The sequence below is a fragment of the Pseudomonas lalucatii genome (assembly GCF_018398425.1).
GTDB classification, from domain to species: Bacteria; Pseudomonadota; Gammaproteobacteria; order Pseudomonadales; family Pseudomonadaceae; genus Aquipseudomonas; species Aquipseudomonas lalucatii.
Map to the genome: position 1 here is coordinate 459,094 of NZ_JADPMV010000001.1, position 26,348 is coordinate 485,441.

The window sequence follows — 26,348 nt, forward strand, 5'->3', positions numbered from 1 at the left end:
GCCGCTGAGGCACCCTGCACCTCTTGTGGAGGCGCGGCTGCGAATGCGCGCGGCGAGCCTAACGATATCGCCGCGGCAACGGCATAGAGCCCGGTCAGACTGTCGAAACGATGCAACTCGCTGTCGCATGCATGACAGAAACCACCCTGCGCACAAACGCAAGAGGCCGCCCGAAGGCGGCCTCTCGATCAGCCAGGCACGCTTAGGCGTTCTTGACTTCCCAGCCGGTCAGCTCGGCCAGGGCCTTGCCGATGTCGGCCAGGGAACGCACGGTCTTCACACCGGCGTCCTGCAGGGCGGCGAACTTCTCGTCCGCAGTACCCTTGCCGCCGGAGATGATGGCACCGGCATGGCCCATGCGCTTGCCCGGAGGCGCGGTCACACCGGCGATGTAGGAAACCACCGGCTTGGTGACGTTGGCCTTGATGAAGGCCGCTGCTTCTTCTTCGGCCGAGCCGCCGATCTCGCCGATCATGACGATCGCCTCGGTCTTCGGATCTTCCTGGAACAGCTTGAGGATGTCGATGAAGTTCGAGCCCGGGATCGGGTCGCCGCCGATGCCCACGCAGGTGGACTGGCCGAAGCCGGCATCGGTGGTCTGCTTGACGGCTTCATAGGTCAGGGTGCCGGAGCGCGACACGATACCGACCTTGCCCGGCAGGTGGATGTGACCGGGCATGATGCCGATCTTGCACTCGCCGGGAGTGATCACGCCCGGGCAGTTCGGGCCGATCAGGCGTACGCCCAGCTCGTCGCACTTGACCTTGGCTTCCAGCATGTCGATGGTCGGGATGCCTTCGGTGATGCAGACGATCAGCTTGATGCCGCCGTTGGCCGCCTCGAGGATGGAATCCTTGCAGAACGGAGCCGGAACGTAGATCACCGAGGCTTCGGCGCCGGTGGCTTCCACGGCTTCCTTGACGGTGTTGAACACCGGCAGGCCGAGGTGGGTGCTGCCGCCCTTGCCCGGGGTCACGCCGCCGACCATCTTGGTGCCGTAGGCGATGGCCTGTTCGGAGTGGAAGGTGCCCTGCGAGCCGGTGAAGCCCTGGCAGATGACCTTGGTGTCTTTATTGATCAGGATGCTCATTACTTACCCTCCGCGGCCTTGACGACTTGCTGGGCAGCGTCGGTCAGACTGGTTGCTGCAATGATGTTCAGACCGCTTTCGGCCAGGACCTTGGCGCCCAGTTCGGCGTTGTTGCCTTCGAGGCGAACCACGACCGGGATCTTCACGCCGACTTCTTTCACCGCGCCGATGATGCCTTCGGCGATCATGTCGCAGCGCACGATGCCGCCGAAGATATTGACCAGCACGGCTTTGACGTTGTCGTCGGAGAGGATGATCTTGAACGCTTCGGTCACGCGCTCTTTGGTCGCGCCGCCGCCTACGTCGAGGAAGTTGGCCGGCTGACCGCCGTGCAGGTTGACGATGTCCATGGTGCCCATGGCCAGGCCAGCACCGTTGACCATGCAGCCGATGTTGCCTTCCAGCGCGACGTAGTTCAGTTCCCACTTCTGCGCATGGGCCTCGCGCGGATCGTCCTGGGACGGATCGTGCATGGCGCGCAGCTTGGGCTGACGGTACATGGCGTTGGAGTCGATGTTGATCTTGGCGTCCAGGCAGTGCAGGTTGCCGTCGGCCTTGATCACCAGCGGGTTGACTTCCAGCAGGGCCAGGTCGTAGTCCTGGAACAGCTTGGCCAGGCCAACGAAGATATGGGTGAACTGCTTGATCTGATCGCCTTTCAGGCCCAGCTGGAACGCCAGCTCGCGGCCCTGGTACGGCTGCGCGCCGACCAGCGGATCGACGGTGGCCTTGAGGATCTTCTCGGGGGTTTCGTGGGCCACTTTCTCGATGTCCACGCCACCTTCGGTGGACGCCATGAACACGATGCGGCGGCTGGAACGGTCGACGACCGCGCCCAGGTACAGCTCCTTGGCGATGTCGGTGCAGGACTCGACCAGGATCTTGCTGACCGGCTGACCGTTGGCGTCAGTCTGGTAGGTCACCAGGCGCTTGCCCAGCCAGTTGGCGGCGAAGGCCTTGGCGTCTTCTTTGCTCTTGACCAGCTTCACGCCGCCAGCCTTACCGCGGCCACCAGCGTGGACCTGAGCCTTTACGACCCACTCGCTGCCGCCAATCTTCTCGCAGGCTGCTGCCGCTTCTTCCGGGGTGTCTACGGCGAAGCCCTTGGATACGGGCAGGCCGTACTCAGCGAACAGCTGCTTACCCTGATACTCGTGGAGATTCATGCTTGTCTACCGTCTTCGTTTGGGTATTGCGCATCCGGTGCTGCACTTGTGGTGCCGCACCACCTGTGACCGCCTTCGAGGGCAGTCCGACGTACGTTCCGCGCCAGGCCTGGGCCGACGCGGGCAGATCGCCGTGGTTCTTCTTATCCTGCAGTCGCCGGCCTCGACCCACCCTGGGGGCGGTCAGGCCGGCGACGCAACGCCGGTGACTCAGCGCTTCTTGCGGTTGGCGATGTGAATGGCGCCGCCATTGACCGCCAGGGCCGCTTCGTGCAGCGCCTCGGACAGGGTCGGGTGGGAGAACACCATCATCCCCAGGTCCTCGGCGCTGGTGCCGAACTCCATGCCGATCGCGCCCTGCTGGACCAGTTCGGCGGCGCTCGGGCCGATCACGTGAACGCCCAGTACGCGATCGCTCTTGGCGTCGGCGATGACCTTGACCAGACCACCGGTGTCGTTGGCCGCCATGGCCCGGCCGCTGGCCGCGAACGGGAAGGTGCCGACATTGACTTCGACGCCCTCGCCCTTGAGCTGCTGCTCGGTCTTGCCGACCCATGCGATCTCCGGATGGGTGTAGATCACCGACGGGATCAGATCATAGTTCATCTGCGCCTTGTGCCCGGCAATGCGCTCGGCCACCATCACGCCCTCTTCCGAGGCCTTGTGCGCCAGCATCGCGCCGCGCACCACGTCGCCGATGGCGTAGACGCCCGGCACGCTGGTGGCGCACTGGTCGTCGACGTAGATGAAGCCGCGTTCGTCCAGGGTCACACCGCTGTCGGCGGCCAGCAGCTCGGTGGTCACCGGACGACGGCCGACCGCTACGATCAGCTTGTCGAAGGTCATCTGCTGCTCGCCGTCGGCATCGGTGAAGGTCACGGTAACCTGCTTCTTCTTCACCTCGGAGCCGGTCACCCGGGCGCCCAGGCGAATCTTCAGACCCTGCTTGGTCAGGGTCTTCATGGCTTCCTTGGCGATCTGCTCATCGGCGGCCGGGAGGAACTTCTCCAGCGCTTCGATCACGGTGACCTCGGCGCCGAGGCGTGACCATACCGAACCCAGTTCCAGGCCGATCACGCCGGCACCGATCACCCCGAGCTTCTTCGGTACGCTCTGGAATTCCAGGGCGCCGGTGGAGTCGACGATGACGTCCTGATCGACCGGGGCCGGCGGGATGTCCACCGGCTTGGAGCCGGAAGCCAGGATCACGTTCGCGGCCTCGACGATCTGGGTGGTGCCGTCCAGCGCGGTGACTTCCACCTGCTTGCCGGCCAGCAGCTTGCCGTGACCTTCCAGCAGGGTCACGCCATTGGCCTTGAACAGGCCGGCAACGCCGCCGGTGAGGTTCTTGATGATGGTGTTCTTGCGCGCCACCATGGCCGGGACGTCGATGGTCACGCCCTTGGCTTCGATACCGTGGATGGCGAAGCCTTCCTTCGCCTCGTGGTACTTCCAGGAGCTGTCCAGCAGCGCCTTGGAGGGAATGCAACCGACGTTCAGGCAGGTGCCGCCGAGAGCGATCTTGCCCTGGTTATCCTGGTACTTCTCGATGCAGGCGGTCTTCAGACCGAGCTGGGCTGCTTTGATGGCTGCCACATAGCCACCAGGGCCGGCACCGATGACTACCACGTCGAATTTCTGGGTCATAACTCATTCCTTTTCGGATGAAGACGACGGCCCCTTATGGGGGCCGTCGCACTCAGGACAAACGGATTAGATATCCAACAGCAGACGCGCCGGGTCTTCCAGCAGGTCTTTCATGGTAACCAGGAAGGTCACGGCTTCCTTACCATCGATCAGGCGGTGGTCGTAGGACAGTGCCAGGTACATCATGGGCAGGATCACCACCTGACCGTTCACCGCCATGGGCCGCTCCTGGATCTTGTGCATGCCGAGGATCGCGGTCTGTGGCGGGTTGACGATCGGCGTCGACAGCAGCGAACCGAACACCCCACCATTGGAGATGGTGAAGGTGCCGCCGGTCATGTCTTCGATGGTCAGCTTGCCATCTTTGGCCTTCTTGCCGAAGGCGCCGATGGTGCCTTCGATCTCCGCCAGGCTCATGTGCTCGGCGTTACGCAGTACCGGCACCACCAGGCCACGGTCGCTGGACACGGCGACGCCGATGTCCTGGTAACCGTGGTAGACGATGTCGCTGCCGTCGATCGAGGCATTGACGCCCGGCTGGCGCTTCAGCGCTTCGGTGGCGGCCTTGACGAAGAAGGACATGAAGCCCAGGCGCACGCCGTTGTGCTTCTTCTCGAACAGGTCCTTGTACTTGGAGCGCAGCTCCATGATCGGCTTCATGTTGACTTCGTTGAAAGTCGTCAGCATGGCCATGGAGGACTGCGCCTCGACCAGGCGCTCGGCGACCTTGGCCCGCAGGCGGGTCATCGGCACGCGCTTCTCGACGCGATCGCCGGCTTCCAGCTTAGGGGCGGCAGCGGCGGCTGGCTGGGCGGCCGGTGCGGCGGCCGGCGCCTTCTTCTTCGCCTCGACGGCGGCGACCACGTCTTCCTTGGTCACCCGGCCGCCCTTGCCGGTGCCGGCGATGCTGTTCGGGTCGATGCCATTCTCTTCGGCCAGCTTGCGCGCCGCCGGCGAGAGGATCGCGTCGTCGCCCGCGGCGGCCGGAGCGGCTTGCTGGGCAGCGGCGGCCTGCGGGGCAGCGGCGGCAGCGCCGGCGGTCAGCTTGCCGAGCAGTTCGCCGCTGAGCACGGTATCGCCTTCGTTCTTGACGATCTCGGTGAGCACGCCGTCGGCCTCGGCCAGAACTTCCATCACCACCTTGTCGGTTTCGATGTCAACGATCAGCTCATCGCGCTTGACCGCATCCCCCGGCTTCTTGTGCCAGGTTGCAACGGTGCCGTCGGCAACCGACTCCGGAAAGGTAGGCGCTTTGATCTCGATAGCCATTATGTGTGGTTCCTTTAATTCGGTTTCTTCAGCGAGGCGGCCTACGCAGGCCGCCTCTTTTGGGCGAAGGCGTTAAACGGTGAAGGCGTCTTGCAGCAGTTTTTCCTGCTGCTCGGCGTGCATCGAGGCGTAACCGCAAGCCGGCGCAGCGGAGCCTTCGCGACCGGCGTACTCGAGGAACAGCGTCTTCTTGTGCGCGGTGGCGACCCGCCGCATGTGGTGCTGACTGCAGTACCAGGCGCCCTGGTTCATCGGCTCTTCCTGGCACCAGACGATGTGCTTGAGGTTCTTGTACGGCGCCATGACCTCGGCCAGATCGTCTTCCGGGAACGGATAGAGCTGTTCGATGCGCACGATGGCGATGTCCTGGCGCTCCTCGGTCCGGCGCTTCTCCAGCAGGTCGTAGTAGACCTTGCCGCTGCACAGGACCAGGCGCTCGACCTTCTTCGGATCGAGCGTATCGAGCTCCGGGATCACCGTCTGGAACGAGCCCTCGGCCAGGTCCTCCAGGGTCGAGATGGCCAGTTTGTGGCGCAGCAGCGACTTGGGCGACAGCACTACCAGCGGCTTGCGCAGCGGGCGGATCACCTGGCGCCGCAGCAGGTGGTAGATCTGCGCCGGAGTGGTCGGCACGCAGACCTGCATGTTGTGCTCGGCGCACAGCTGCAGGAAGCGCTCGAGGCGTGCCGAGCTGTGCTCGGGCCCCTGCCCTTCATAGCCATGGGGCAGCAGCATGGTCAGGCCGCACAGTCGGCCCCACTTGTGCTCGCCGCTGGAGATGAACTGGTCGAACACCACCTGGGCGCCGTTGGCGAAGTCGCCGAACTGCGCTTCCCAGATCACCAAGGCGTTGGGCTGGGTGGTGGCATAGCCATACTCGAAGGCCAGCACGGCTTCTTCCGAGAGGAAGGAGTCGTACAGGTCGAGCCGCGGCTGGCCGGCGTAGAGGTTCTGTAGCGGCAGGTAAGTGCTGCCATCCTTCTGGTTATGCAGCGCCGCGTGGCGGTGCGAGAAGGTGCCGCGGCCGATGTCCTGGCCGGTCATGCGGATCGGGTGGCCTTCGAACAACAGGGTGGCGTAGGCCATGGTCTCGGCGTAGCCCCAGTTGATCGGCAGCGCACCGGCGCCCATCTTCTGGCGGTCTTCGAGGATCTTCGCGACTTGACGCTGAACCACGAAACCTTCCGGGATCTCCAGCAGCTTGTTGGAGAGGTCCTGCAGGGTCTTCAGATCGAAGCGCGTGTCGTGCCGCGCGGTCCAGGCATGGCCCAGGTACGGGCGCCAGTCGACGAACAGTTCCTTGTTCGGCTCCTTGACCAGGCTCTTGACCACGTGCTGACCGTTGTCCAGCGCGGTGCGGTAGTCGTCGATCTTGGCCTGCACCTCGTCGGCGGAGTGGCTGACCGCAGTGGTCAGCGATTCGGCGTACAGCTCGCGGGTGGTGCGCTGCTTGGCGATCTGCTGGTACATCAGCGGCTGGGTGCCGCTCGGCTCGTCGGCCTCGTTGTGGCCGCGGCGGCGGTAGCAGACCAGGTCGATGACCACGTCGCGCTTGTACTGCATGCGGTAGTCGACGGCCAACTGGGTGACGAACAGCACGGCCTCCGGGTCGTCGCCGTTCACATGGAAGATCGGTGCCTGGATCATCTTCGCCACATCGGTGCAGTACTCGGTGGAGCGCGAGTCTTCCGCACGGCTGGTGGTGAAGCCGACCTGGTTGTTGATCACGATGTGGATGGTGCCGCCCGTCTTGAAGCCGCGGGTCTGCGACATCTGGAAGGTCTCCATGACCACGCCCTGACCGGCGAACGCCGCATCGCCGTGGATGGAGATCGGCAGTACCTTGTCGCCCGCGACGTCACTGCGACGATCCTGGCGGGCACGCACCGAACCCTCGACCACCGGGGAGACGATCTCCAGGTGCGACGGGTTGAACGCCAGCGCCAAGTGCACTTCGCCACCGGCGGTCATGACGTTGGAGGAGAAGCCCTGGTGGTACTTCACGTCACCGGAGCTGAGCCCCTCGACCTTCTTGCCCTCGAACTCGTCGAACAGGTCGCGCGGGTTCTTGCCGAAGGTGTTGACCAGTACGTTCAGGCGGCCGCGGTGGGCCATGCCGATGACGATTTCCTTGGTGCCGTAGGAGCCTGAGCGCTGGATCACCTCGTCCAGCAGCGGGATCAGGCTTTCGCCACCCTCCAGGCCGAAACGCTTGGTGCCCGGGTACTTGGTGCCCAGGTACTTCTCCAGGCCCTCGGCGGCGGTCAGGCGCTCGAGCAGGTGACCCTGCACCTCCGCGGAGAACTGCGGACGGCCGCGCACGCTTTCCAGGCGCTGCTGGAACCAGCTGCGTTGCTCGGAATCGACGATATGGGTGAACTCGGCGCCGATGGTGCGGCAATATGTCTGCTGCAAAGCGTCGCGAATTTCACGCAGAGTAGCCTCTTCCTTGCCGATGAACAGGCCACCGGTACGGAAGGTGGTGTCCAGGTCGGCGTCGGTCAGGCCATAGTGGTTGATCGCCAGGTCGGCCGGCACGGGACGCTGCCAGAGGCCCAGCGGATCTAGCTTGGCGGCCTGATGGCCACGCATGCGATAGGCCTGAATCATCCGCAGCACTTCGACCTGCTTCTTCTCGTGCTCGCTGCTCACGCTGCCGGCGGAAACCGGTTGGGCGCGGCGCTGGTTCTTGGCGAGCAGGACGAAGTGGTCGCGAATCGTCGAGTGCGATACGTCTGTGGCGGCGCTGCCGTCGCTCGGCAACTTCTGGAAGTAGGTGCGCCACTCTTCTGGCACAGCGTTGGGATCGTGCAGGTAGAGCTCATAGAGCTCTTCCACGTAGGCAGCGTTGCCACCAGATAGGTGGGCACTGTCCCACATGCGCTGCATCACGCTTTCTTGCATGCTTGGTCACCCTCAGTAAGGGGACACCATCGGCGTGGAAACCGCATGGCCTTTCGAAGTCCTGAAGCAGCGACTTCGGTAAAGCCACCACGGATCCTGCAGATAGTCCGGGTACCAGCCCGGATGCCCCTGCTGGTCGTCATATTTTTCAAATAAGAACCACGGCTTTGTGGGCTGCGGCTCTGGCTTAGACTGCGGCGCCGGGTCGGGCCGGCGTCGCAGGTGTAACGGGTCTTGCAAACAGCTGAGAATCAGGTACCGCTCTGCAGCAACATGTTGCGTACGTGACCGATCGCCTTGGTCGGGTTCAGACCCTTGGGGCAAACGTTCACGCAGTTCATGATGCCGCGGCAGCGGAACACGCTGAACGGGTCATCCAGTGCGGCCAGACGCTCCTCGGTCTTGGTGTCGCGGCTGTCGGCCAGGAAGCGGTAGGCTTGCAGCAGCGCGGCGGGGCCGAGGAACTTGTCCGGGTTCCACCAGAACGACGGGCAGCTGGTCGAGCAGCAGGCGCACAGGATGCACTCGTACAGGCCGTCCAGCTTCTCGCGGTCCTCGGGCGACTGCAGGCGCTCGATGGCCGGCGCCGGGGTGTCGTTCTGCAGGAACGGCTGCACCTTCTCGTACTGCTTGTAGAAGATGCTCATATCGACGACCAGGTCACGGATCACCGGCAGGCCCGGCAGCGGACGGATCACCAGCTTGCCGCCCTTGAGCCCGGCCGCGGAAATCGGCGTGATGCAGGCCAGGCCGTTCTTGCCGTTGATGTTCATACCGTCGGAGCCGCACACGCCCTCACGGCAGGAGCGGCGATAGGAGAAGCCCTCGTCCTGTTCCTTGATCAGCGCCAGCACGTCGAGGACCATGATGTCCTTGCCGCCGGTGTCGACCTGGAAGTCCTGCATGAACGGCGCAGCGTCCTGCTCCGGGTTGTAGCGATAAACACTGACTTGCAACATAGCGGCCACCCTTAATAAGTCCGAACCTTGGGTTCAAACGCCGGCACTGTCTTCGGCGCGAAGTTGACGGCGCGCTTGCTCACGCGCTTCTCACCCGGGAAATACAGGGAGTGGCACAGCCAGTTCTCGTCATCGCGCTCTTCGAAGTCTTCGCGGGCATGGGCGCCACGGGACTCCTTGCGCACTTCTGCGGCCACCGCGGTCGCCTCGGCCACCTCGAGCAGGTTCTGCAGCTCCAGCGCCTCGATGCGCGCCGTGTTGAACGCCTGGCTCTTGTCGGCGATCTTGACGTTGGCGATGCGCTCGCGCAGGTCGGCCAGCTGGGTGATGCCCTTCTGCATGTACTCGCCGGTGCGGAACACGCCGAAGTAGTTCTGCATGCAGTTCTGCAGTTCCTTGCGCAGCGGTGCCACGTCTTCGCCGGTGCTGCGCTCGTTGACCCCGGCCAGGCGCTTGAGCGACTGCTCGATGTCGGTCTCGGAGGCGCCACGGACCTCGACACCCTCCTTCAGCGCCTTCTCCAGGTGCAGGCCGGCAGCGCGACCGAATACCACCAGGTCGAGCAGCGAGTTGCCGCCCAGGCGGTTGGCACCGTGCACCGACACGCAGGCCACTTCGCCCACGGCGAACAGGCCCTCGATGATCTTGTCGTTACCGTTGGCATCCTGGGTGATGGCCTGGCCATGGATGTTGGTGGCGACGCCGCCCATCATATAGTGGCAGGTCGGGACCACCGGCACCGGCGCGACGACCGGATCGACATGGGCGAAGGTCTTCGACAGTTCGCAGATGCCCGGCAGGCGGCTGTGCAGCACGTCCTCGCCGAGGTGGTCGAGCTTCAGCATCACATGGTCGCCTTCCGGACCACAGCCATTGCCGGCGATGATTTCCTTGACCATGGAACGGGCGACCACGTCGCGGCCGGCCAGGTCCTTGGCGTTCGGCGCATAGCGCTCCATGAAGCGCTCGCCGTGCTTGTTGATCAGGTAGCCGCCTTCGCCACGGCAGCCTTCGGTCACCAGCACGCCGGCACCGGCGATACCGGTCGGGTGGAACTGCCACATCTCGATGTCCTGCACCGGCACGCCGGCCCGCAGGGCCATGCCGACGCCGTCACCGGTGTTGATCAGGGCATTGGTGGTGGACGCATAGATGCGACCGGCACCGCCGGTCGCCAGCACCACGGCCTTGGAGCGGATATAGACGGTTTCGCCGGTTTCCAGGCAGATGGCGATGACACCGACGATAGCGCCGTCCTGGTTCTTCACCAGGTCGACCGCGTACCACTCGTTGAGGAACGAGGTGCCGGCCTTGAGGTTGGCCTGGTACAGGGTGTGCAGCAGGGCGTGACCGGTACGGTCGGCCGCGGCGCAGGTACGGGCAGCCTGGCCGCCCTTGCCGAAGTCCTTGGACTGGCCGCCGAACGGACGCTGATAGATGCGCCCCTGCTCGGTACGGGAGAACGGCAGCCCCATGTGTTCGAGCTCGAACACGGCCTCCGGCCCTACGGAACACATGTACTCGATGGCGTCCTGGTCACCGATGTAGTCGGAGCCCTTGACGGTGTCGTACATGTGCCAGCGCCAATCGTCGTTCGGGTCGGCCGAAGCGATGGCACAGGTGATGCCGCCCTGGGCGGAAACGGTGTGCGAACGGGTCGGGAAGACCTTGGTGACCACCGCGGTCTTGTGGCCGCCCTGGGCCAGCTGCAGCGCTGCGCGCATGCCGGCGCCGCCGCCACCTACGATGATGGCGTCATAAGAAAGAGTACGAATGCTAGTCATGGATCAGATACCCCAAAGAATCTGCACGCCCCAGACGAAAAACGCGAACATGGCAATGCCACACGCGGCCTGGAAGAGAAAACGCACGGCAGTCGCCGACTTGCCCAGCGCCATCGGCGTCAGGTAGTCGGTGGAAATCGTCCACATGCCGACCCAGGCGTGGGCGCTGAGCGCCACCAAGGCCAGCAGACTGAAGATGCGCATCGCAGTAGCGGAGAACAGACCATGCCATTCGGCATAACCCATGCCGGGGTTAACGACTACGAAACCCAGCAGGAACAACACATAAGCCGCGAGAACGACCGCAGAAACCCGCTGAGCCATCCAGTCATAGAGGCCCGAACGCGAGAAGTTCGTGACATTGGTTACCATATCCACACCCCCAGCAGCAGGATCACGACCACCGAAACGGCGATGACGATTTGCGAGCCCAGCTTGCCGCCTTCCAGCGTCTCACCGATGCCCATGTCCATGATCAAGTGGCGCACACCGGCCACCAGGTGGTACAGCAGAGCGGACAGCAGACCCCAGATCACGAACTTGGCCAGCGGACTGGTCAAACATTCCTTCACCTGGGCGAAGCCCTCCTCGGACGCCAGCGACTTGTCGAGGCCGAACAGCAGCACGGCGATACCGACGAAGAGGATGACACCGGAGATACGGTGAAGAATGGACGTGTAAGCGGTGACTGGGAGTTTGATAGTCCTAAGGTCTAGGTTTACAGGTCGTTGGCTATTCACGGCTTTTTTATCACACTGAGAGCCCCTAACTAGCAGGGCAAAGTTGTCGGGAAGTGCACTGGTCAGGTACCCATCACCCAAGGAGTGACGACCGCATCAAATGGGGCTCGAAACCCCCGGCGGTCGGGCGCAGAGTATAGACAGTTAGGTTACTAATGACAACGCAAAGCCCCCCACCAAAATGCGCATTGCACTGCCCAGGCAAAAGGCGTAAATAGCGGCCTTTTTTCGTCAAAAACCGCCCTCAAACCCTTCTACTGCCTGGCTTTTCGCAAATTGACTTTCGGATTTATCTCACTATAGTGGTGCGGGCCCTGCGTGGGGGGCTGACAGATGATTTCAAGCATAACTAGGAGGCCACCCATGGCTGACAAAAAAGCGCAGTTGATCATCGAGGGCGCAGCCCCCGTCGAACTGCCCGTCCTAACCGGCACCGTTGGTCCCGATGTAATCGACGTACGGGGCCTGACCGCCACGGGCCGTTTCACTTTTGATCCTGGCTTTATGTCCACCGCCTCGTGCGAGTCGAAGATCACCTATATCGACGGCGACCAGGGCGTCCTGTTGCACCGCGGCTACCCCATCGAGCAGCTGGCCGAGCATTCCGACTACCTGGAAACCTGCTACCTGCTGCTCAACGGCGAACTGCCGAACGTGGAGCAGAAGGCCGCCTTCGTCAGCTCCATCAAGAACCACACCATGGTTCACGAGCAGCTGAAGACCTTCTTCAACGGCTTCCGCCGCGATGCCCACCCCATGGCCATCATGTGCGGCGTGGTCGGCGCCCTCTCGGCCTTCTACCACGACTCCCTGGACATCAATAATCCGCAGCACCGCGACATCTCCGCGATGCGCCTGATCGCCAAGATGCCGACCCTGGCGGCGATGGTGTACAAGTACTCCATGGGCCAGCCGATGATGTATCCGCGCAACGATCTGAACTACGCGGAAAACTTCCTGCACATGATGTTCAACACCCCGTGCGAGATCAAACCGATCAGCCCGGTGCTGGCCAAGGCGATGGACAAGATCTTCATCCTCCACGCCGATCATGAACAGAACGCCTCGACCTCGACCGTGCGCCTGGCCGGCTCGTCCGGCGCCAACCCCTTCGCCTGCATCGCCGCCGGTATCGCCGCCCTCTGGGGCCCGGCCCACGGCGGCGCCAACGAAGCCGTGCTGAGCATGCTCGACGAGATCGGCGACGTGTCCAACATCGACGCCTTCATCGCCAGGGCCAAGGACAAGAACGACCCGTTCAAGCTGATGGGCTTCGGTCACCGCGTGTACAAGAACCGCGACCCGCGCGCCACCGTGATGAAGCAGACCTGCGACGAAGTGCTGGCCGAGCTCGGCATCACCAACGACCCGCAACTGGCACTGGCCATGCGCCTGGAAGAGATCGCCCTGACCGATCCCTACTTCAAGGAACGCAACCTGTACCCGAACGTCGACTTCTATTCGGGCATCATCCTCAAGGCGATCGGCATTCCGACCAGCATGTTCACCGTGATCTTCGCCCTGGCGCGGACCGTCGGCTGGATTTCGCACTGGAAGGAAATGCTCTCCAGCCCGTACAAGATCGGCCGCCCGCGCCAGCTGTACACCGGCCACCCGCAGCGCGACCTGCCGCGCTAAGCGTCTTCGTCGCACCGCACAAAAAAGGCTGCCTCAGGCAGCCTTTTTTGCATTCTGCGCGCCCTCTTCATCGGGCGGCTGCATCGCCGACGCTCGCTCAACTGGCCCAGGCCGTGCTCTGCTCCAGCCAGCCAAGCAGCCGAATGGCCTCTTCACGACTGGCGCCGCACACCTCGGCATCCGCCTGAAACGCCGCGCATACCGCCGGCCGCTCAGGCTTACCGAACAGGCCGCAAAAGTTGTCTGCCGACAGCTGTATGCAGCGCTCGCCGGCCGCCTTGCCTTGCGGCATGCCGGGAATGGGGGAACTGATCGAAGGGGCGATGCAACAGGCGCCACAGCCGGCACGGCAGTTCATGACGACGAAACCTCGGAATATTCTGGAGATCGGGACGGGTCGGCGATCTTACCCGAGACCCCGGCGGCTTGGCAGCTATCTGGAGGCGCATCCCGAGGGCGCGGGCGACAGTCGGCAGTGACAGGCCGTCGGCCAGGGCCATCGAGCACCTCGGCACAAGCGCCGCAGGCCCCGCCCGCGCTCGCGCTCGCGCTCGCCCATTGCAAGCACGCTCGGGCCAGCCGCCCGCCGGCAACGAGCGGCGCCCCCTCAGGCTCTCTTGGACGCCTGCAGCCGGGCGATCAGGCTGGATGTGTCCCAGCGCCCGCCGCCCATCGCCTGCACATCGGCGTAGAACTGGTCGACCAGCGCGGTGACGGGCAACTGGGCGCCATTGCGGCGCGCCTCCTCGAGCAGGATCGCCAGATCCTTGCGCATCCAGTCGACGGCGAAACCGAAGTCGAACTCCCCGTCCAGCATGGTCTTGTGACGATTCTCCAGCTGCCAGGATTGCGCCGCGCCCTTGCTGATCACCTCCATCGCGCCATGCCCGTCGAGCCCCGCGCACTGAGCGAAGTGCAGGGCCTCGGAGAGCCCCTGGACCAGGCCGCCGATGCAGATCTGGTTGACCATCTTGGTCAGCTGTCCGCTGCCGGCGGCGCCCATCAGCCGCACCATCCGCGCGTAGGCCTGCAGCACCGGCTCGACCTGGGCGTAGGCCTGTGCCTCGCCGCCGACCATTACGGTAAGCACGCCGTTCTGCGCACCGGCCTGGCCACCCGATACCGGCGCATCGAGAAAGCCCAGGTGCAGCTCGGCCGCCCGCTGGGCCAGTTCGCGGGCGACATTCGCCGACGCCGTGGTGTGATCGACCAGCACCGCGCCGGGGGTCATGCCGGCGAAGGCACCGTCGGCACCCAGCACCACGGCGCGCAGGTCATCGTCGTTGCCCACGCACACCATGACGAAATCCGCGCCCTGCGCTGCCTCGCGCGGGGTCGGCGCACTGCTTCCGGCATGCTCCGTCAGCCATTGCGCGGCCTTGGTCGCCGTGCGGTTGTACACACACAGCTGATGCCCGGCGCGCACCAGATGTCCCGCCATGGGATAGCCCATCACGCCCAAACCGATAAAGGCCACCTTCGCCATACACACCTCCGAGAACAAGGCGACCAGCCTAACACGGGGCTTGCCAGGCCCGAAAAGCCTTGCATACTGCCTCTAACGCAAGGGAGGGCCCATGGGACACTGGCTGGTAATCGACCTGGAAGCGACCACCGAGGAAGGTGGCTGGCCGCTCGAGGACATGGAGATCATCGAGATCGGCGCCTCCCTCGTGCGCCCCAACGGCCAGGAAGTGGATCACTTCCAGCGCTATGTGCGACCGCTGCGGCGGCCCCACCTGACCGCCTTCTGCCGCGCCCTGACCCATATCGACCAGGCCAGCATCGACTCCGCCGCACCACTGCCCCTCGTATGGCCGCAGTTCGAGCGCTGGCTGTGCGGCCACCGACCGCGCCTGCTGGGCTGGGCCAGCTGGGGCGAATACGACAGGCGCCAGCTGGAACAGGACTGGCAGCGCCTGCAGCTGCACAGTTGCCTCGCCGAGGTGCCCCACCTCAACCTCAAACGGCGTTTCGCCGAAGCCCGCCAGCTGCCCCGCCCGGTCGGCCTCAACAACGCACTGCAACTGGCCGGCCTGCAATTCGGCGGCCAGCAGCATCGGGCCCTGACCGACGCGCGCAACACCGCGCGCCTGCTACCGCTTGCCCTGCCGCTCTAGCGGCCCGCAAAGCGGATGACGCCTTGCCGAGGCTTGGGCATACTGGCGACCTTTTTCCGCCCCTTCTGCGAGGAGTTCAGATGTTCAAGGTCAACGAATACTTCGACGGCACCGTCAAATCCATCGCCTTCGACATGGCCGCGGGCCCGGCTACCATCGGCGTGATGGCCGCGGGCGAGTACGAGTTCGGCACCAACCAGCTGGAAGTGATGCATGTGGTCGCCGGCGCCCTGACCGTACAACTGCCGGGCAGCGACAGCTGGGAAACCTTCGCCGCCGGCAGCCAGTTCACCGTTCCGGCCAACAGCAAGTTCCAGCTGAAGGTCGCCGTCGACAGCGCCTATCTCTGCGAATACCGCTGAGCGCCCGGGCTGACGAGAACCGGCCCAATGGCCGGTTTTTTTATGTCCAGCGCCCACCTGAGGAGTAGCCCATGCAGGGTCGCGCCGCCCTAGCCCCCATCGCCCTGCTGCTGGTGGCCATGCTCTCGATCCAGGGCGGCGCCTCCCTGGCCAAGAGCCTGTTCCCGCTGGTCGGCGCGGAAGGCACCACCGCCCTGCGCCTGGGTCTCGGCGCGGTGATTCTCGCCCTGATCATGCGCCCCTGGCGCGCGCACCTGAGCCTGGAAGGCGGCCAGGCGCTGCTGGCCTACGGCCTGGCGCTGGGCGGCATGAACCTGCTGTTCTACATGGCGCTGCAGACGGTGCCACTGGGGATCGCCGTGGCCCTGGAATTCACCGGGCCACTGGCCCTGGCCCTGTTTTCCTCGCGCCGCGCCCTGGACTTCGCCTGGGTCGCCCTGGCGATCTTCGGCCTGTGGCTGTTGCTACCCGGCGACGCGACAAACAGCCGGCTCGATCCACTCGGAGCCGCCCTGGCGCTCGGCGCCGGCCTGTGCTGGACCCTGTACATCGTCTTCGGCCAGAAGGCCGGCGCCGCATACGGCCGCCAGACCGTGGCCCTGGGCACCCTGGTCGCCGCCCTGCTGGTGATGCCCATCGGCCTGTGGCAGGCCGGCGCCAGCCTGTTCGCGCTCGATCTGCTGCCCGTCGCCCTGGCGGTCGCGGTGCTCTCCTCGGCCCTGCCCTACAGCCTGGAGATGGTCGCCCTGACGCGCCTGCCGACGCGCACCTTCAGCGTACTGATGAGCATGGAGCCGGCGATCGCGGCGCTGTCCGGCCTGCTGCTGCTCGGCGAGCGCCTGGACTGGAGCCAGTGGCTGGCCATCGGCGCAATCGTCCTCGCCTCGGCCGGCGCCGCCGCCACCATTCGCCCCAAGGGCACGCCGCTCTAGCTAGCCGGCGGCGTCGAACTGCAGCGCCGCCAGCCGGGCGTAGAGCGGGCTGCCGGCCATCAGTTCGGCATGACTGCCGACGGCCACCAGCCGGCCATGCTCGATGACGGCGATACGGTCGGCGCTCTTCACCGTCGCCAGGCGGTGCGCGATCACCAAGGTGGTGCGCCCGGCCATCAACCGCGGCAAGGCCTGCTGGATCAGGTGCTCGCTCTGCGCGTCGAGCGCGCTGGTGGCCTCGTCCAGCAGCAGGATCGGCGCATCCACCAGCAGCGCGCGGGCGATTGCCAGGCGCTGACGCTGCCCGCCGGACAGGCCCAGGCCGGCGTCGCCGAGGTGGGTCTGGTAGCCGTCCGGCAACCTCATGATGAACTCATGGGCGTAGGCCGCCCGCGCCGCAGCCTCGACCTCGGCGTGGCCGGCCTCGGTCCTGCCGTAGCGGATATTGTCCTCGACCGTGCCGAAGAACAGCGCAGGGCTCTGCGCCACCAGGGCGAAGCAGCGCCGCAACTGCGCGGGATCGAGCCGCTCGATGGCCTGGCCGTCGATCAGGATGCGTCCCTGCTGGGGATCGAAGAAGCGCAACAACAGGTCGAACAGGGTCGACTTGCCTGCACCGGACGGACCGACCAGGGCCAGGGTCTCACCGGGCGCGACGCTCAGGTCGATGCCGTCGACCGCATAGTTGCCAGGGCGCGAGGGATAGGCGAAACGCACCCCCTCGAGCTCGATGCGCCCGCGCACCGGCTGCCGCAGCTGCAGCACGGCGTCGCCGGTCGGCGGGATGATTTCGTTGCGCGCCCGCAATAGCTCGGCGATGCGCTCGGCCGCCCCCGCCGCCCGCTGCAGCTCGCCTATCACCTCGCTGAGGGTGCCGAAGGCCGAGCCGACGATCAGGCTGTAGAAGACGAAGGCCGCCAGCTCGCCGCCGGAGATCCGCCCGGCGATCACATCCATGCCGCCGACCCAGAGCATCACCCCCACCGCCCCCAGGACCAGCACTATGACCAGGGTCACCAGCCAGGCGCGCTGCCTGATGCGCCGGCGTGCGGTGTCGAAGGCGGCTTCCGCCGACAGGGCGAAGCGCCGCCGGTCCTCGGCCTGGTGGTTGTAGGCCTGCACCGTCTTGATCTGCCCGAGCACCTCGCCGACGTAGCTGCCGACATCGGCCACCCGGTCCTGACTCAGGCGCGACAGCTGACGCACCCGCCGGCCGAAGATCAGGATCGGTGCCACCACCAGGGGCAAGGCCAGCAGCACGATGCCGCTGAGCTTAGGGTTGGTGACGATCAACAGCACGACGCCGCCGACCAGCATGATCAGGTTGCGCAACGCCATCGACAGCGACGAGCCGATCACCGACTGCAGCAGGGTGGTGTCGGCGGTCAGACGCGACTGGATCTCCGAGCTGCGGTTGCTCTCGTAGAAGCCGGGATGCAGCTCGATCAGGTGGTTGAACACCCGCTTGCGGATATCCGCGACGAAACGCTCGCCGATCCACGACACCAGGTAGAAACGGGTAAAGGTGCCGATGGCCAGGGCCAGCACCAGGACGAAGAACAGGCCGATCGAGTCGCGCAGCGCCTGGGGCGACTGGGTCGCCAGGCCCTGGTCCACCAGCAGCTTGATGCCCTGCCCCATGGACAGGGTGATGGCGGCGGTGAACAGCAGCGCCAACAGGGCACCGAGAACGCGCCCGCGATAGGGTGCGATGAAGCGCCAGGCCATGCCCAGGGCCTCGCGCTGGCGGGAGGAAAGAATCGCGATCATGGCTGCTCGCAGAGGGACATGGGGCCCGGCTCGTCAGGATTCAACGCGCACTCCGGGCGGCGACTCCGCCCACCAGTCCAGCGAACAGAGCACCGGCGATACGCGGCCGGCGGCGCTCAGTCATGCAGGAAGCGTCGGGCATGGTCGGGGTCGGGCAACAGGCAGCTGTCGTAGCGGCCGAACAGCCGATAGCGGTTCAGCGCGATGCGGTCGTAGGCCCAGTCGCGCAGCCACCGGGGGCACAGGCGCAACAGGCCGAGGGCGCGCCAGGGCCAGTCGAGCTGGCCGAGGATGCGCAGCACCGCCGTGGAGCGCACGAACAGTTCGCCAGCCTCCACATAGGCCATGGTGTCGAAGCGCTCCAGCGGCAGGCCGAACCAGGCGAGGATCGCCCGCCCCTCGGGCGACTGCACGGCGGCCAGCCTGAAACGCCGCTGGCGATCGTGGCGGATCAGGAATTTCGCCCAACCGTTGCACAGCCGGCACACGCCATCGAACAGCACCAGTCGCTCGCCCGGCTGGATATGGGGGGGAGACCCGCCTGAACTCATCTACATCCTCCAACCTGTGGTGCATCCGGGCCAGGCCCAGTCCCAGCTTAAACCTCGGCGGCCACGGGATACAGCAACTCTTCCTTGTACCCCGCCCAGACCCGCACCGCATCGGGAAAGGCATCGTCCAGCTGGACGTCGCCGCTGTCGACCAGCAGCGGGCGCCCCTGCAGGGTGGCGAGCTTGCGCTTGGTCGCTACCACCCGCAGATGCTCCAGGCCGATGGCCCGCAGCACCCGCGGGCTGATCTGCTGGTTGCCGCGCCCGAGAATATGGCCCTGGCCGCCGATGGCGGTGACCAGCAGGCGTGCCGGGTGCCCGGCCACCAGCGCGAACAGCTGCGCCTCGGTGACGTCCCGGGCGAGCACCTGGCCGTTCTCGATCACGTCGACGCCCAGCAGCGTGGTCTCCAGGCCCAGGTTCTGCGCCAGGCCGTGCAGGGTCGAGCCCGGACCGAAGACATAGCGCACCCCGTCCTCCCAGCTGTTCTCCAGCCAGTCCGCCAGATCGCTCAGCACCAACTCCTCGGATTCCACCCCGGCCTGCTTGACCTGCTGCACGAAGGCGCCCTCCTCCGGCACGCACAGCTCGCCGTACCAGCGCGCCGCGACCCGCCCCTCGCGCAGCGCCGCCTCGTCGAGGTCACGCACCTCGCCGCTGGCCAGGCGCACCAGGCCGCCCTCGACCAGACGCCGGGTCAGCTCGCCGGCGGCTCGCGGGCTGATCGCGTAGACCCCGGAATGGATCTTCACCCCGGCCGGAATACCCAGCACCGGCTGGCCCTCGCGCACCGCCGCGCAGACATCGCGGGCCGTGCCGTCGCCGCCGGCGAACAGGATCAGGGCGACCCCGGCCTCCTGCAGCGCCATGACGGCCTGACGGGTATCGACGGCACTGGTCGGGGCCGCGGCCAGTTCCCCGGCCAGGCGATAGGCGAAGCCCATCTCGGCCAGCAGGTCCGCGCCCATCGCCCCGGGAAAGGTCAGGAACTCCAGGCGCTCGCGCAGCGGCCGCAAGCACTCCAGGGCGGTACGGGTGCGCTGTGCCGCCTTCGGCGTGCTGCCCAGGGCCAGCGCCTGCTCCGCCACCCCGTCGCTGCCCTTGAGCCCGGCCGGGCCGCCCAGACCGGCCAGTGGATTGATGATCAGTCCCAGGTGAAACGGTTGCATAATGACCTCGTTGGGCCCTCGCCCCTGCGAAGGCGTTGGTAACTGACGTAACGCCGGCGGCGCATCCGTTCGTTGGCCGGCGCGACTGTAACTCGCGACGAAAAACCGTCGTCTCTATTTGTCACCGCGCGTTCATCTGCACCTTCTAGACTGCGCGCACCCACCGATGAGGAGACATCTCATGAACTCGCCCAAGCAGTCCCCCGATCAGCAGGTTGAAACCCCTGAACCGCAACAGCCGGTGGGCGGTTCGATCATCGACGCCGAGGGCCGCGAAGTGCCCATCACCGAGCACATGATCCAGCACGCCTGCGACGAGCTGGACAAGGACTTCGTGATCCCCAAGCCGCACTGATGCCGGCACGCCCCCTCCCGCCCAGTCCGCACCTGAGCGCATTGCCCTAGGACACTAGCCGAGGCTGGCGCCCAGGGCCCTGACCCGTTGCACCAGGCGCGCCGCCTCGCCCCGCACCGCGACCCGCAGGCCGTCGATCTCGCGGCGCACCGGATAGTGCTTGCGCAGCGCGTCGAAGGCCGCACGGCGGCCAGCTGCGTCACCGCTCAGGCTGCGACGGAAATCGGCATCGTCGCGGCGCGGGTCGTACACCGCGCGGCACAGCGTGGCCAGGGCCCAGTCCGGGTCGGCCGCGGCATCCAGCGCCAGCTCGCCGAGCCAGGGCGCCGGCATCAGCTCAGCCAGATCCTGCGTCGCCTCCAGCCCCAGGTGCCGGCAGGCCGCCCGGTAGATCTGCGCCGTCCCGCGCAACTTGCCGTCCAGGCTGTAGCCGGCGATGTGCGGCGTCGCCAGATGGCAGAGCTCGGCCAGCTCGACATCCACCTGCGGCTCCCCCTCCCAGACATCCAGCACCGCCTCCAGGTCGTCACGCCGCCGCAGCGCCTCGCGCAGCGCGGCATTGTCCACCACCGCGCCGCGGCTGGCATTGATCAGCCAGGTGCCGGGCTTCAGCCGGGCCAGGCGGGCGGCGTCGAACAGGTGGTGGGTGCCCGCATCCAGCGGCGTGTGCAGGCTGATCGTGTCGCATTCCTCGAGCAGCTGCTCCAGCTCGACGAAGTCGCCCCCCTCGGCCGCCTGCCGCGGCGGATCGCACACCAGCACCTGCCAGCCCAGGCCGCGCAAGACCTCGACCAGGCGCCCGCCGACCTGGCCGGCACCGACCACGCCGAAGCGCCGCTGCGCCAGGGGCACGCCATAGGTATCGGCCAGGCTGAGCAGACTCCCGAGGACATAGTCGACCACCCCGCGGGCATTGCAGCCGGGTGCGCTGGCCCAGGCGACCCCGGCCTGCTGCAGGTACTCCAGGTCCAGGTGGTCGGTGCCGATGGTGCAGGTGCCGACGAAGCGCAGCGCGCTGCCCTCGACCAGGGCCCGGTCGACCCGGGTCACCGAGCGCACCAGCAGCAGTTCGGCATCGCCCAGCGCCGCGCGGTCGATGGCGCGGCCGGGCAGGCGTCGGATCTCGCCGAAGGGGCCGAAGAACTCGTCGAGCAGGGGAATGTTTTCGTCCGCGACTATTCGCATGGCAGGGCTCCGCAGGTCAGGCGGCCATTCTAAGGCAGCCGGCCGCCAGCGTCGCCCCGCACTGTATCGCCGAAACAACTCGCCACTGCGTTTCCTGACCCATGCGTCAACAGGTAGACTGCGCGGTTTTCCCGGAGCGCCAGTGGATGACCTCTATGCCTGCCGATTCTCGCCTGCGGCGCGTGCGCAACGAACTGCGCAGCCTGCTGGTCCTGGCCACGCCGATCATCATCGCCCAGCTGGCGCATACCGCCATGGGCTTCGTCGACACCGTGATGGCCGGCCGGGTCGGCCCGCGCGACCTGGCGGCGGTGGCCCTGGGCAACTCGATCTGGGTGCCGGTGTTCCTGCTGATGACCGGCATCCTCCTGGCCACCACACCCAAGGTCGCCCAGCGCTTCGGCGCCGGCCAGCAGGCCGCCATCGGCCCGCTGGTGCGCCAGGCGCTGTGGCTGGCCCTGGCGGTCGGCGGCGCGGCGGCCGCGGCCCTGTGGAACGCCGAGATCGTCCTGCGCTGGATGGATGTCGAGCCGGGCCTGATCGAGCCGGCCATGGCCTACCTGCGCGCAGTGGCCTGCGGTTTCCCGGCGGTGGCCCTGTATCACGTGCTGCGCTGCTTCAGCGACGGCCTGGGCCACACCCGGCCGAGCATGGTGCTGGGCATCATCGGCCTGCTGCTGAACATCCCGCTGAACTACATCTTCATCTACGGCAAGCTCGGCCTGCCGGCCATGGGCGGCGTCGGCTGCGGCTGGGCCACCGCCCTGGTGATGGGGTTCATGTTGCTGGGCATGCTCTGGTGGGTGAAGTGGGCGCCCCATTACCGGGCGAGCGAGCTGTTCGGCCGCTTCGAGCGGCCGCAGTGGCCGGTGATCCGCCGCCTACTGTCGATCGGCCTGCCGATCGGCATCGCGGTATTCGCCGAGTCGAGCATCTTCGCGGTGATCGCCCTGCTGATCGGCGGCCTCGGCGCCACCGTGGTGGCCGGCCACCAGATCGCCCTGAACTTCAGCTCGCTGGTGTTCATGATCCCCTACTCCCTGGGCATGGCGGTCACCGTGCGGGTCGGCCAGGCCCTGGGACGGAACGACCCACGCGGGGCCCGCTTCGCCGCCGGTGTCGGCATGGCCAGCGCGCTGGCCTATGCCTGCCTCTCCGCCAGCCTGATCCTGCTGCTGCGCGAACCGATCGTGCGGATCTACAGCCCGGACCCGGCGGTGATCGCTCTGGCCTCCGGGCTGATCGTCTACTCCGCACTGTTCCAGCTCTCGGACGCGGTGCAGGTCACCGCCGCCGGGGCATTGCGCGGCTATCAGGACACCCGGGTGACCATGCTGCTGACCCTGTTCGCCTACTGGGGCATCGGCCTGCCGGTCGGCTACAGCCTGGGCCTGACCCACTGGTTCGGCGAACCCAGCGGCCCGCGCGGGCTCTGGCAGGGCCTGGTGGTCGGCCTGACCTGCGCGGCGATCATGCTGGCGCTGCGCCTGAGCGGCAGCGCACGGCGACGCATTCGGGCGGCTAAGCTGGCGGGATGAAGTGCAGAATTCTCGTCCTGCTGGGCCTGCTCGGACTCGCGGCCTGCGGCCCGGCCGATGACGGCCTGGACCTGCAGGCCGACTACCTGCAGCGCCTGGACAACGCCGTCGAGGGCGACGGCTTCGCGGACTTCGCGCCGGACCAACTGCTGCGCTACCGCATGCCGCCGCGGCGCGAACGGCTGATCGAGATACCCGAAATACGCATCGGCCTGCTCGACCTGCTCATCGACGTGCGTCGCTGCCCGGCCCTGCAGCAACAAATCAGCCTGCGCAACAGCAGCCTGGGCAAGCAGCTGCAGCCGAGCAGCCGCCTGGGCTACGAGGGCGACCTGCTGCGCGCCTTGCACGCCTGCCTCGACAGCCTGGAAACCGGCCGCAACCCGCACCTGCAAGCCACCCTGAGCGCCCTGGCGCAGGAGAAGCGCCGGCAGCTACCGGCGGTGTTCTGGAACGCCGTCAATGGCAGCGCCGAGGTCGAACGCTACCTGCGCTTCGCCGACCGGGCCCTGCCCGTGCAGCCCGCCGAGGACGCTGCGGCGCTCGACGCCCTGGCGCAACTGGCCGCCCTCGGCACGGCCCTGCCGCAGCGCCTGCCGCCCCCGGTGGCGCGACTCGACCCACTGTTCTTCGCCCTGCACGGCAGCGACCAGGGCGGCCAGCTGATCACCAGCCTGGCCAGCCTGCGCCACACCCTGGAGCAGGCCAGCCTGCTCCTGGAGCGTCGCCTGCAGCACAGGCCGCTCTGCCCCCAAGGCAAACCGACCCGCGACGGACGCATCCTGCAGAACATCTTCGTCAAGTTCTACGCCGGCGGCCTGCAGCCCTACCTGGCCATGGTGCACCAGCGCGGCCAACGCTGGAGCGACAGCCTGCGCCGACTCGGCGAGGCGCCGCAGATTCCGCCGGGCACCCGGGACTACCTGCTCGACCTGGCGGGCGAGCGCGACTCCTTATGGCAGGGATTCCAGCGGGCCAACCAGCGCCATGTACGCGCCTGGCAGCAGACCCTGAGGAGCTGCGGCCTGGCGCCGGGTCAGACCGGCTGGGACGGCCAGGCCGCCAGCAGCGACCAGTAGGGCTCCGACAGATACTGGCGCCCCGCCAGCAGGTGCTCCAGATAGTCCCTGGCCGGCAACAAGCCCTCCTCGCGAAACGCCGGGTTGGCGATATACACCCAGGCCGGCTGCACGCCGTGGACGGTGAGGATCGCCAGGCGCTCGCGGCTGTAGTAGATCGGCGTGCCCTCGAAGGGATCGAGCTTGGCGATCTCCCCCAGCTCGGCCAGGCGATAGAGCACGCCCTCCACCACGGCGCCGCGCTGGTGGCGGATGTTGGCATAGGCGCAGCCGGGGCGATCCACCGCGCGCTTGTTGAAGCACAGGGCGAAGCCCGGCAGGCTGCCTGCCATGGCCTCGCGCACGCACAGGCCGCGGGCCTGCATGCGCGCCGGGTTCATGTTCGAGCCGTAGGCGAAGTACCAGCCCATCAGTCGACCTTCTTGCGGATCCAGTACAGGTAGGTGCCGGCCTCTTCGGCCTGCTCCAGCAACTCGTGGCCGAGGAACACGCAGAACTTGGGGATGTCGCGGCGAGTCGAGGGATCGGTGGCGATCACCTTGAGCAGGCCGCCGGCCGGCAGGTCGCGCACCTTGTTGTGCAACATCATCACCGGCTCCGGGCAGTTCAACCCGGTGGCGTCGAGCAGGTCATCGTGAATGGCATCGGTTCGCAGGGACATCGGCTGGCTCCTTGGACAGGCCGCCATTGTCGCGCAAAGCTGACCTCCAGGTCACCTTCGCCGAAGGAGCGCCTGCGACCCGGCGCGCGAGCTAGACTGTAACGCCTGGACAGTCTGCGGGTTCCGACATGTCGACAGCCCCTCGGCCACAGCACTGGTGCCTGATGCGCCTGGACGACAACGGCAACGAGTTCGTCGTGCGCGAAGGCCTCAGCCGGGCCGCCGCCGAGGCCCTGGCCCGCGAGTTCGAGGCCCGCGGCCACAAGCAGAGCTACTGGGCCAGGCCCCAGCCGCCTGCGTCCCGCGACGAACAATGAGACTCAGTCGAACCCGCTACTTGCCCAGGCGGCGCAGGTGGCAGGTGACTTCCTCGCGGTCGTGATAGAGCTGCTTGCAGGCGATCGACACCTTGATCTTGCGCGCGGCGAAGGCGTCCTCGAGACGCTGCAGCAGGCGGCGTACCTCGGCGTAGCGCTGTTTCATCGGCAGCTTGAGGTTGACCACCGCCTCGCGGCACAGGCCCTCGCCGATCCAGGTTTCCAGCAGGGCGGCGCTGCGCGCCGGCTTCTCGACTATGTCGCAGACCATCCAGTCCACCGGCTGCCTGGGCTTCCAGGTGAAGCCGTCGACCATCAGGTGCTGCACCAGGCCGGTGTCCATCAGGCTCTCGGCCATGGGGCCGTTGTCGATGGCGGTGACCAGCATGCCGCGGCGCACCAGCTGGTAGGTCCAGCCGCCGGGGGCGGCGCCGAGGTCGACGCCGGTCATCTCGTCCGACAGGCGCTGCTCCCACTGCTCACGGGGGATGAAGGTGTGCCAGGCCTCCTCCAGCTTGAGGGTCGAACGACTGGGCGCCTCGCGGGGAAACTTCAGGCGCGGAATGCCCATGGGCCACTGCGCCGAGTTGTTGGCCTCGGCGAGGCCGACGAAGGCCTCGCGGCCGCTCCTGAAGGTCAGCAGCAGGCGTGGTTTGTGCGGGTCCTCGACCAGCTTGCCGGCCTTGCTCAGGGCCCGGCGCAGCGGTGCCTCGAACTTCTTGCAGAAGCTCGACAGCTCCTTGCCCTCGTTGCTGTCCAGCACTTCCAGCCACAGGCTGCCGCAGACGGGGTAGTCCGCCAGGTGCGCCAGCAGCACGCTGATGCGATCGCTCTCCGGCAACTCGACGAAACTGCCCCGGGCCCACTGGCGCGGGAAAATCAGCTGATTGAAACGCAGCCCGCGCATCAGGCGCTCGGCGCCCTCGGCTTCGCTGCAGATGAACTCGGCGCAGGCCGTGCCCGGCTTGCCCTTGGCGTAACCGGCTACCCCTAGGCGGGCGGCGTGTTCGGCGATCTCCGCACAGACCTCGCCCTCGAAACCGGGGCGGCAGTGCAGTAACAAAGTAGTCATCGGGGCTCTCCTCAAGGCGCGCATTCTAGCGGAGTCGGCC

Annotated in this window: 26 protein-coding genes; 8 read left to right on the top strand and 18 right to left on the bottom strand. The window is 66.5% G+C overall.

Features of this window, described 5'->3' with window-relative positions:
* Positions 1-202: 202 nt before the first annotated feature.
* The 9 genes from sucD to sdhC all read right to left on the bottom strand — a co-directional run bounded on the left by sucD (position 203) and on the right by sdhC (position 11,559).
* Positions 203-1,090, bottom strand: a complete 888-nt coding sequence (gene sucD / locus I0D00_RS02045; RefSeq protein WP_003240843.1) for a succinate--CoA ligase subunit alpha — start codon at positions 1,088-1,090, stop codon at positions 203-205.
* Positions 1,090-2,256 (bottom strand): ADP-forming succinate--CoA ligase subunit beta, encoded by a 1,167-nt coding sequence (gene sucC, locus I0D00_RS02050; protein WP_213638096.1) that lies wholly within the window; start codon positions 2,254-2,256, stop codon positions 1,090-1,092. The genes sucD and sucC overlap by 1 nt, the downstream gene beginning before the upstream one ends.
* A gap of 210 nt (positions 2,257-2,466) precedes the next feature.
* A complete protein-coding gene (gene lpdA, locus I0D00_RS02055) occupies positions 2,467-3,903 on the bottom strand; it encodes a dihydrolipoyl dehydrogenase (protein WP_213638097.1) in 1,437 nt (478 codons plus the stop codon).
* Positions 3,904-3,969: 66 nt separating this feature from the next.
* Positions 3,970-5,172, bottom strand: a complete 1,203-nt coding sequence (odhB, locus tag I0D00_RS02060) for a 2-oxoglutarate dehydrogenase complex dihydrolipoyllysine-residue succinyltransferase (RefSeq protein ID WP_213638098.1) — start codon at positions 5,170-5,172, stop codon at positions 3,970-3,972.
* A 72-nt stretch (positions 5,173-5,244) separates the two neighbouring features.
* The gene (locus I0D00_RS02065; RefSeq protein WP_213638099.1) at positions 5,245-8,076 is read right to left on the bottom strand and encodes a 2-oxoglutarate dehydrogenase E1 component; all 2,832 of its coding nucleotides are present in this window, start codon (positions 8,074-8,076) and stop codon (positions 5,245-5,247) included.
* A gap of 251 nt (positions 8,077-8,327) precedes the next feature.
* Positions 8,328-9,035, bottom strand: a complete 708-nt coding sequence (locus tag I0D00_RS02070; RefSeq protein WP_213638100.1) for a succinate dehydrogenase iron-sulfur subunit — start codon at positions 9,033-9,035, stop codon at positions 8,328-8,330.
* A gap of 11 nt (positions 9,036-9,046) precedes the next feature.
* Entirely contained in the window at positions 9,047-10,819 is a 1,773-nt protein-coding gene (sdhA, locus tag I0D00_RS02075) for a succinate dehydrogenase flavoprotein subunit (protein WP_213638101.1), read from the bottom strand.
* 3 nt (positions 10,820-10,822) lie between these two features.
* Positions 10,823-11,191 carry a succinate dehydrogenase, hydrophobic membrane anchor protein gene (sdhD, locus tag I0D00_RS02080; RefSeq protein WP_213638102.1) on the bottom strand — a complete coding sequence of 123 codons (369 nt, stop codon included), beginning with the start codon at positions 11,189-11,191 and terminating at the stop codon, positions 10,823-10,825.
* Positions 11,185-11,559 carry a succinate dehydrogenase, cytochrome b556 subunit gene (sdhC, locus tag I0D00_RS02085; protein ID WP_213638103.1) on the bottom strand — a complete coding sequence of 125 codons (375 nt, stop codon included), beginning with the start codon at positions 11,557-11,559 and terminating at the stop codon, positions 11,185-11,187. Before sdhC ends, sdhD begins: the two co-directional genes overlap by 7 nt.
* 363 nt (positions 11,560-11,922) lie before the next feature.
* Here sdhC and gltA point away from each other — a divergent pair, with 363 nt between their 5' ends.
* Complete coding sequence (gltA, locus tag I0D00_RS02090; protein WP_213638104.1) at positions 11,923-13,197, top strand: citrate synthase; 1,275 nt, start codon at positions 11,923-11,925, stop codon at positions 13,195-13,197.
* A 97-nt stretch (positions 13,198-13,294) separates the two neighbouring features.
* Here gltA and I0D00_RS02095 read toward each other — a convergent pair whose 3' ends face one another.
* Both I0D00_RS02095 and I0D00_RS02100 read right to left on the bottom strand, forming a co-directional pair.
* Complete coding sequence (locus I0D00_RS02095) at positions 13,295-13,555, bottom strand: YkgJ family cysteine cluster protein (protein ID WP_213638105.1); 261 nt, start codon at positions 13,553-13,555, stop codon at positions 13,295-13,297.
* 249 nt (positions 13,556-13,804) lie between these two features.
* A complete protein-coding gene (locus tag I0D00_RS02100) occupies positions 13,805-14,683 on the bottom strand; it encodes an NAD(P)-dependent oxidoreductase (protein ID WP_213638106.1) in 879 nt (292 codons plus the stop codon).
* A gap of 91 nt (positions 14,684-14,774) precedes the next feature.
* Here I0D00_RS02100 and I0D00_RS02105 point away from each other — a divergent pair, with 91 nt between their 5' ends.
* The 3 genes from I0D00_RS02105 (at position 14,775) to rhtA (ending at position 16,611) form a co-directional block, all read left to right on the top strand.
* Complete coding sequence (locus I0D00_RS02105; RefSeq protein WP_213638107.1) at positions 14,775-15,317, top strand: 3'-5' exonuclease; 543 nt, start codon at positions 14,775-14,777, stop codon at positions 15,315-15,317.
* 80 nt (positions 15,318-15,397) lie between these two features.
* Positions 15,398-15,679 carry a pyrimidine/purine nucleoside phosphorylase gene (gene ppnP / locus I0D00_RS02110; RefSeq protein ID WP_213638108.1) on the top strand — a complete coding sequence of 94 codons (282 nt, stop codon included), beginning with the start codon at positions 15,398-15,400 and terminating at the stop codon, positions 15,677-15,679.
* A gap of 71 nt (positions 15,680-15,750) precedes the next feature.
* Positions 15,751-16,611 (top strand): threonine/homoserine exporter RhtA, encoded by an 861-nt coding sequence (rhtA, locus tag I0D00_RS02115; protein WP_213638109.1) that lies wholly within the window; start codon positions 15,751-15,753, stop codon positions 16,609-16,611.
* Here the strand turns inward: rhtA and I0D00_RS02120 are convergent, their stop codons facing one another.
* The 3 genes from I0D00_RS02120 to I0D00_RS02130 all read right to left on the bottom strand — a co-directional run bounded on the left by I0D00_RS02120 (position 16,612) and on the right by I0D00_RS02130 (position 20,101).
* Complete coding sequence (locus I0D00_RS02120) at positions 16,612-18,381, bottom strand: ABC transporter transmembrane domain-containing protein (RefSeq protein WP_213638110.1); 1,770 nt, start codon at positions 18,379-18,381, stop codon at positions 16,612-16,614. It abuts the gene before it with no gap.
* Positions 18,382-18,497: 116 nt separating this feature from the next.
* Positions 18,498-18,932, bottom strand: coding sequence for a thiol-disulfide oxidoreductase DCC family protein (locus I0D00_RS02125; protein ID WP_213638111.1), 435 nt, complete (start codon positions 18,930-18,932; stop codon positions 18,498-18,500).
* Between the two features lie 47 nt (positions 18,933-18,979).
* Entirely contained in the window at positions 18,980-20,101 is a 1,122-nt protein-coding gene (locus I0D00_RS02130) for an ATP-NAD kinase family protein (RefSeq protein ID WP_213638112.1), read from the bottom strand.
* Positions 20,102-20,282: 181 nt separating this feature from the next.
* On the opposite strand from I0D00_RS02130, the gene I0D00_RS02135 reads away from it, so the two are divergent.
* Positions 20,283-20,456, top strand: coding sequence for a PA1571 family protein (locus I0D00_RS02135; RefSeq protein ID WP_213638113.1), 174 nt, complete (start codon positions 20,283-20,285; stop codon positions 20,454-20,456).
* A gap of 54 nt (positions 20,457-20,510) precedes the next feature.
* Here I0D00_RS02135 and pdxB read toward each other — a convergent pair whose 3' ends face one another.
* Positions 20,511-21,641: a 4-phosphoerythronate dehydrogenase PdxB gene (pdxB, locus tag I0D00_RS02140; protein ID WP_213638114.1), complete on the bottom strand. Its 1,131-nt coding sequence runs from the start codon at positions 21,639-21,641 to the stop codon at positions 20,511-20,513.
* 155 nt (positions 21,642-21,796) lie between these two features.
* Between pdxB and I0D00_RS02145 the strand changes: the two genes are divergently transcribed.
* Positions 21,797-23,179 (top strand): MATE family efflux transporter, encoded by a 1,383-nt coding sequence (locus I0D00_RS02145; protein ID WP_213638115.1) that lies wholly within the window; start codon positions 21,797-21,799, stop codon positions 23,177-23,179.
* Positions 23,176-24,258, top strand: a complete 1,083-nt coding sequence (locus I0D00_RS02150) for a DUF3080 family protein (RefSeq protein ID WP_213638116.1) — start codon at positions 23,176-23,178, stop codon at positions 24,256-24,258. Before I0D00_RS02145 ends, I0D00_RS02150 begins: the two co-directional genes overlap by 4 nt.
* On the opposite strand, the gene I0D00_RS02155 is transcribed toward I0D00_RS02150, so the two are convergent.
* Both I0D00_RS02155 and tusA read right to left on the bottom strand, forming a co-directional pair.
* The gene (locus tag I0D00_RS02155; protein WP_213638117.1) at positions 24,216-24,668 is read right to left on the bottom strand and encodes a gamma-glutamylcyclotransferase family protein; all 453 of its coding nucleotides are present in this window, start codon (positions 24,666-24,668) and stop codon (positions 24,216-24,218) included. The genes I0D00_RS02150 and I0D00_RS02155 overlap by 43 nt on opposite strands.
* Complete coding sequence (gene tusA / locus I0D00_RS02160; protein ID WP_213638118.1) at positions 24,668-24,919, bottom strand: sulfurtransferase TusA; 252 nt, start codon at positions 24,917-24,919, stop codon at positions 24,668-24,670. Before tusA ends, I0D00_RS02155 begins: the two co-directional genes overlap by 1 nt.
* 128 nt (positions 24,920-25,047) lie before the next feature.
* Here tusA and I0D00_RS02165 point away from each other — a divergent pair, with 128 nt between their 5' ends.
* Positions 25,048-25,236: a hypothetical protein gene (locus I0D00_RS02165; RefSeq protein ID WP_213638119.1), complete on the top strand. Its 189-nt coding sequence runs from the start codon at positions 25,048-25,050 to the stop codon at positions 25,234-25,236.
* A gap of 16 nt (positions 25,237-25,252) precedes the next feature.
* Here the strand turns inward: I0D00_RS02165 and rlmM are convergent, their stop codons facing one another.
* Complete coding sequence (gene rlmM / locus I0D00_RS02170) at positions 25,253-26,308, bottom strand: 23S rRNA (cytidine(2498)-2'-O)-methyltransferase RlmM (protein WP_213638120.1); 1,056 nt, start codon at positions 26,306-26,308, stop codon at positions 25,253-25,255.
* Positions 26,309-26,348: the final 40 nt, after the last annotated feature.

Excerpts from the sequence above, each read along its gene's own strand:
- I0D00_RS02125 (WP_213638111.1), bottom strand. The coding sequence starts at position 18,932 with ATGAGTTCAGGCGGGTCTCCCCCCCATATCCAGCCGGGCGAGCGACTG.
- I0D00_RS02145 (WP_213638115.1), top strand. The coding sequence starts at position 21,797 with ATGCCTGCCGATTCTCGCCTGCGGCGCGTGCGCAACGAACTGCGCAGC.
- sdhD (WP_213638102.1), bottom strand. The coding sequence starts at position 11,191 with ATGGTAACCAATGTCACGAACTTCTCGCGTTCGGGCCTCTATGACTGG.
- I0D00_RS02095 (WP_213638105.1), bottom strand. The coding sequence starts at position 13,555 with ATGAACTGCCGTGCCGGCTGTGGCGCCTGTTGCATCGCCCCTTCGATC.
- rlmM (WP_213638120.1), bottom strand. The coding sequence starts at position 26,308 with ATGACTACTTTGTTACTGCACTGCCGCCCCGGTTTCGAGGGCGAGGTC.
- sucC (WP_213638096.1), bottom strand. The coding sequence starts at position 2,256 with ATGAATCTCCACGAGTATCAGGGTAAGCAGCTGTTCGCTGAGTACGGC.
- lpdA (WP_213638097.1), bottom strand. The coding sequence starts at position 3,903 with ATGACCCAGAAATTCGACGTGGTAGTCATCGGTGCCGGCCCTGGTGGC.
- gltA (WP_213638104.1), top strand. The coding sequence starts at position 11,923 with ATGGCTGACAAAAAAGCGCAGTTGATCATCGAGGGCGCAGCCCCCGTC.
- pdxB (WP_213638114.1), bottom strand. The coding sequence starts at position 21,641 with ATGCGAATAGTCGCGGACGAAAACATTCCCCTGCTCGACGAGTTCTTC.
- sucD (WP_003240843.1), bottom strand. The coding sequence starts at position 1,090 with ATGAGCATCCTGATCAATAAAGACACCAAGGTCATCTGCCAGGGCTTC.
- I0D00_RS02150 (WP_213638116.1), top strand. The coding sequence starts at position 23,176 with ATGAAGTGCAGAATTCTCGTCCTGCTGGGCCTGCTCGGACTCGCGGCC.
- I0D00_RS02105 (WP_213638107.1), top strand. The coding sequence starts at position 14,775 with ATGGGACACTGGCTGGTAATCGACCTGGAAGCGACCACCGAGGAAGGT.
- I0D00_RS02100 (WP_213638106.1), bottom strand. The coding sequence starts at position 14,683 with ATGGCGAAGGTGGCCTTTATCGGTTTGGGCGTGATGGGCTATCCCATG.
- I0D00_RS02120 (WP_213638110.1), bottom strand. The coding sequence starts at position 18,381 with ATGATCGCGATTCTTTCCTCCCGCCAGCGCGAGGCCCTGGGCATGGCC.
- odhB (WP_213638098.1), bottom strand. The coding sequence starts at position 5,172 with ATGGCTATCGAGATCAAAGCGCCTACCTTTCCGGAGTCGGTTGCCGAC.
- sdhA (WP_213638101.1), bottom strand. The coding sequence starts at position 10,819 with ATGACTAGCATTCGTACTCTTTCTTATGACGCCATCATCGTAGGTGGC.
- I0D00_RS02065 (WP_213638099.1), bottom strand. The coding sequence starts at position 8,076 with ATGCAAGAAAGCGTGATGCAGCGCATGTGGGACAGTGCCCACCTATCT.
- rhtA (WP_213638109.1), top strand. The coding sequence starts at position 15,751 with ATGCAGGGTCGCGCCGCCCTAGCCCCCATCGCCCTGCTGCTGGTGGCC.
- I0D00_RS02070 (WP_213638100.1), bottom strand. The coding sequence starts at position 9,035 with ATGTTGCAAGTCAGTGTTTATCGCTACAACCCGGAGCAGGACGCTGCG.
- I0D00_RS02155 (WP_213638117.1), bottom strand. The coding sequence starts at position 24,668 with ATGGGCTGGTACTTCGCCTACGGCTCGAACATGAACCCGGCGCGCATG.
- I0D00_RS02135 (WP_213638113.1), top strand. The coding sequence starts at position 20,283 with ATGAACTCGCCCAAGCAGTCCCCCGATCAGCAGGTTGAAACCCCTGAA.
- I0D00_RS02165 (WP_213638119.1), top strand. The coding sequence starts at position 25,048 with ATGTCGACAGCCCCTCGGCCACAGCACTGGTGCCTGATGCGCCTGGAC.
- ppnP (WP_213638108.1), top strand. The coding sequence starts at position 15,398 with ATGTTCAAGGTCAACGAATACTTCGACGGCACCGTCAAATCCATCGCC.
- tusA (WP_213638118.1), bottom strand. The coding sequence starts at position 24,919 with ATGTCCCTGCGAACCGATGCCATTCACGATGACCTGCTCGACGCCACC.
- I0D00_RS02130 (WP_213638112.1), bottom strand. The coding sequence starts at position 20,101 with ATGCAACCGTTTCACCTGGGACTGATCATCAATCCACTGGCCGGTCTG.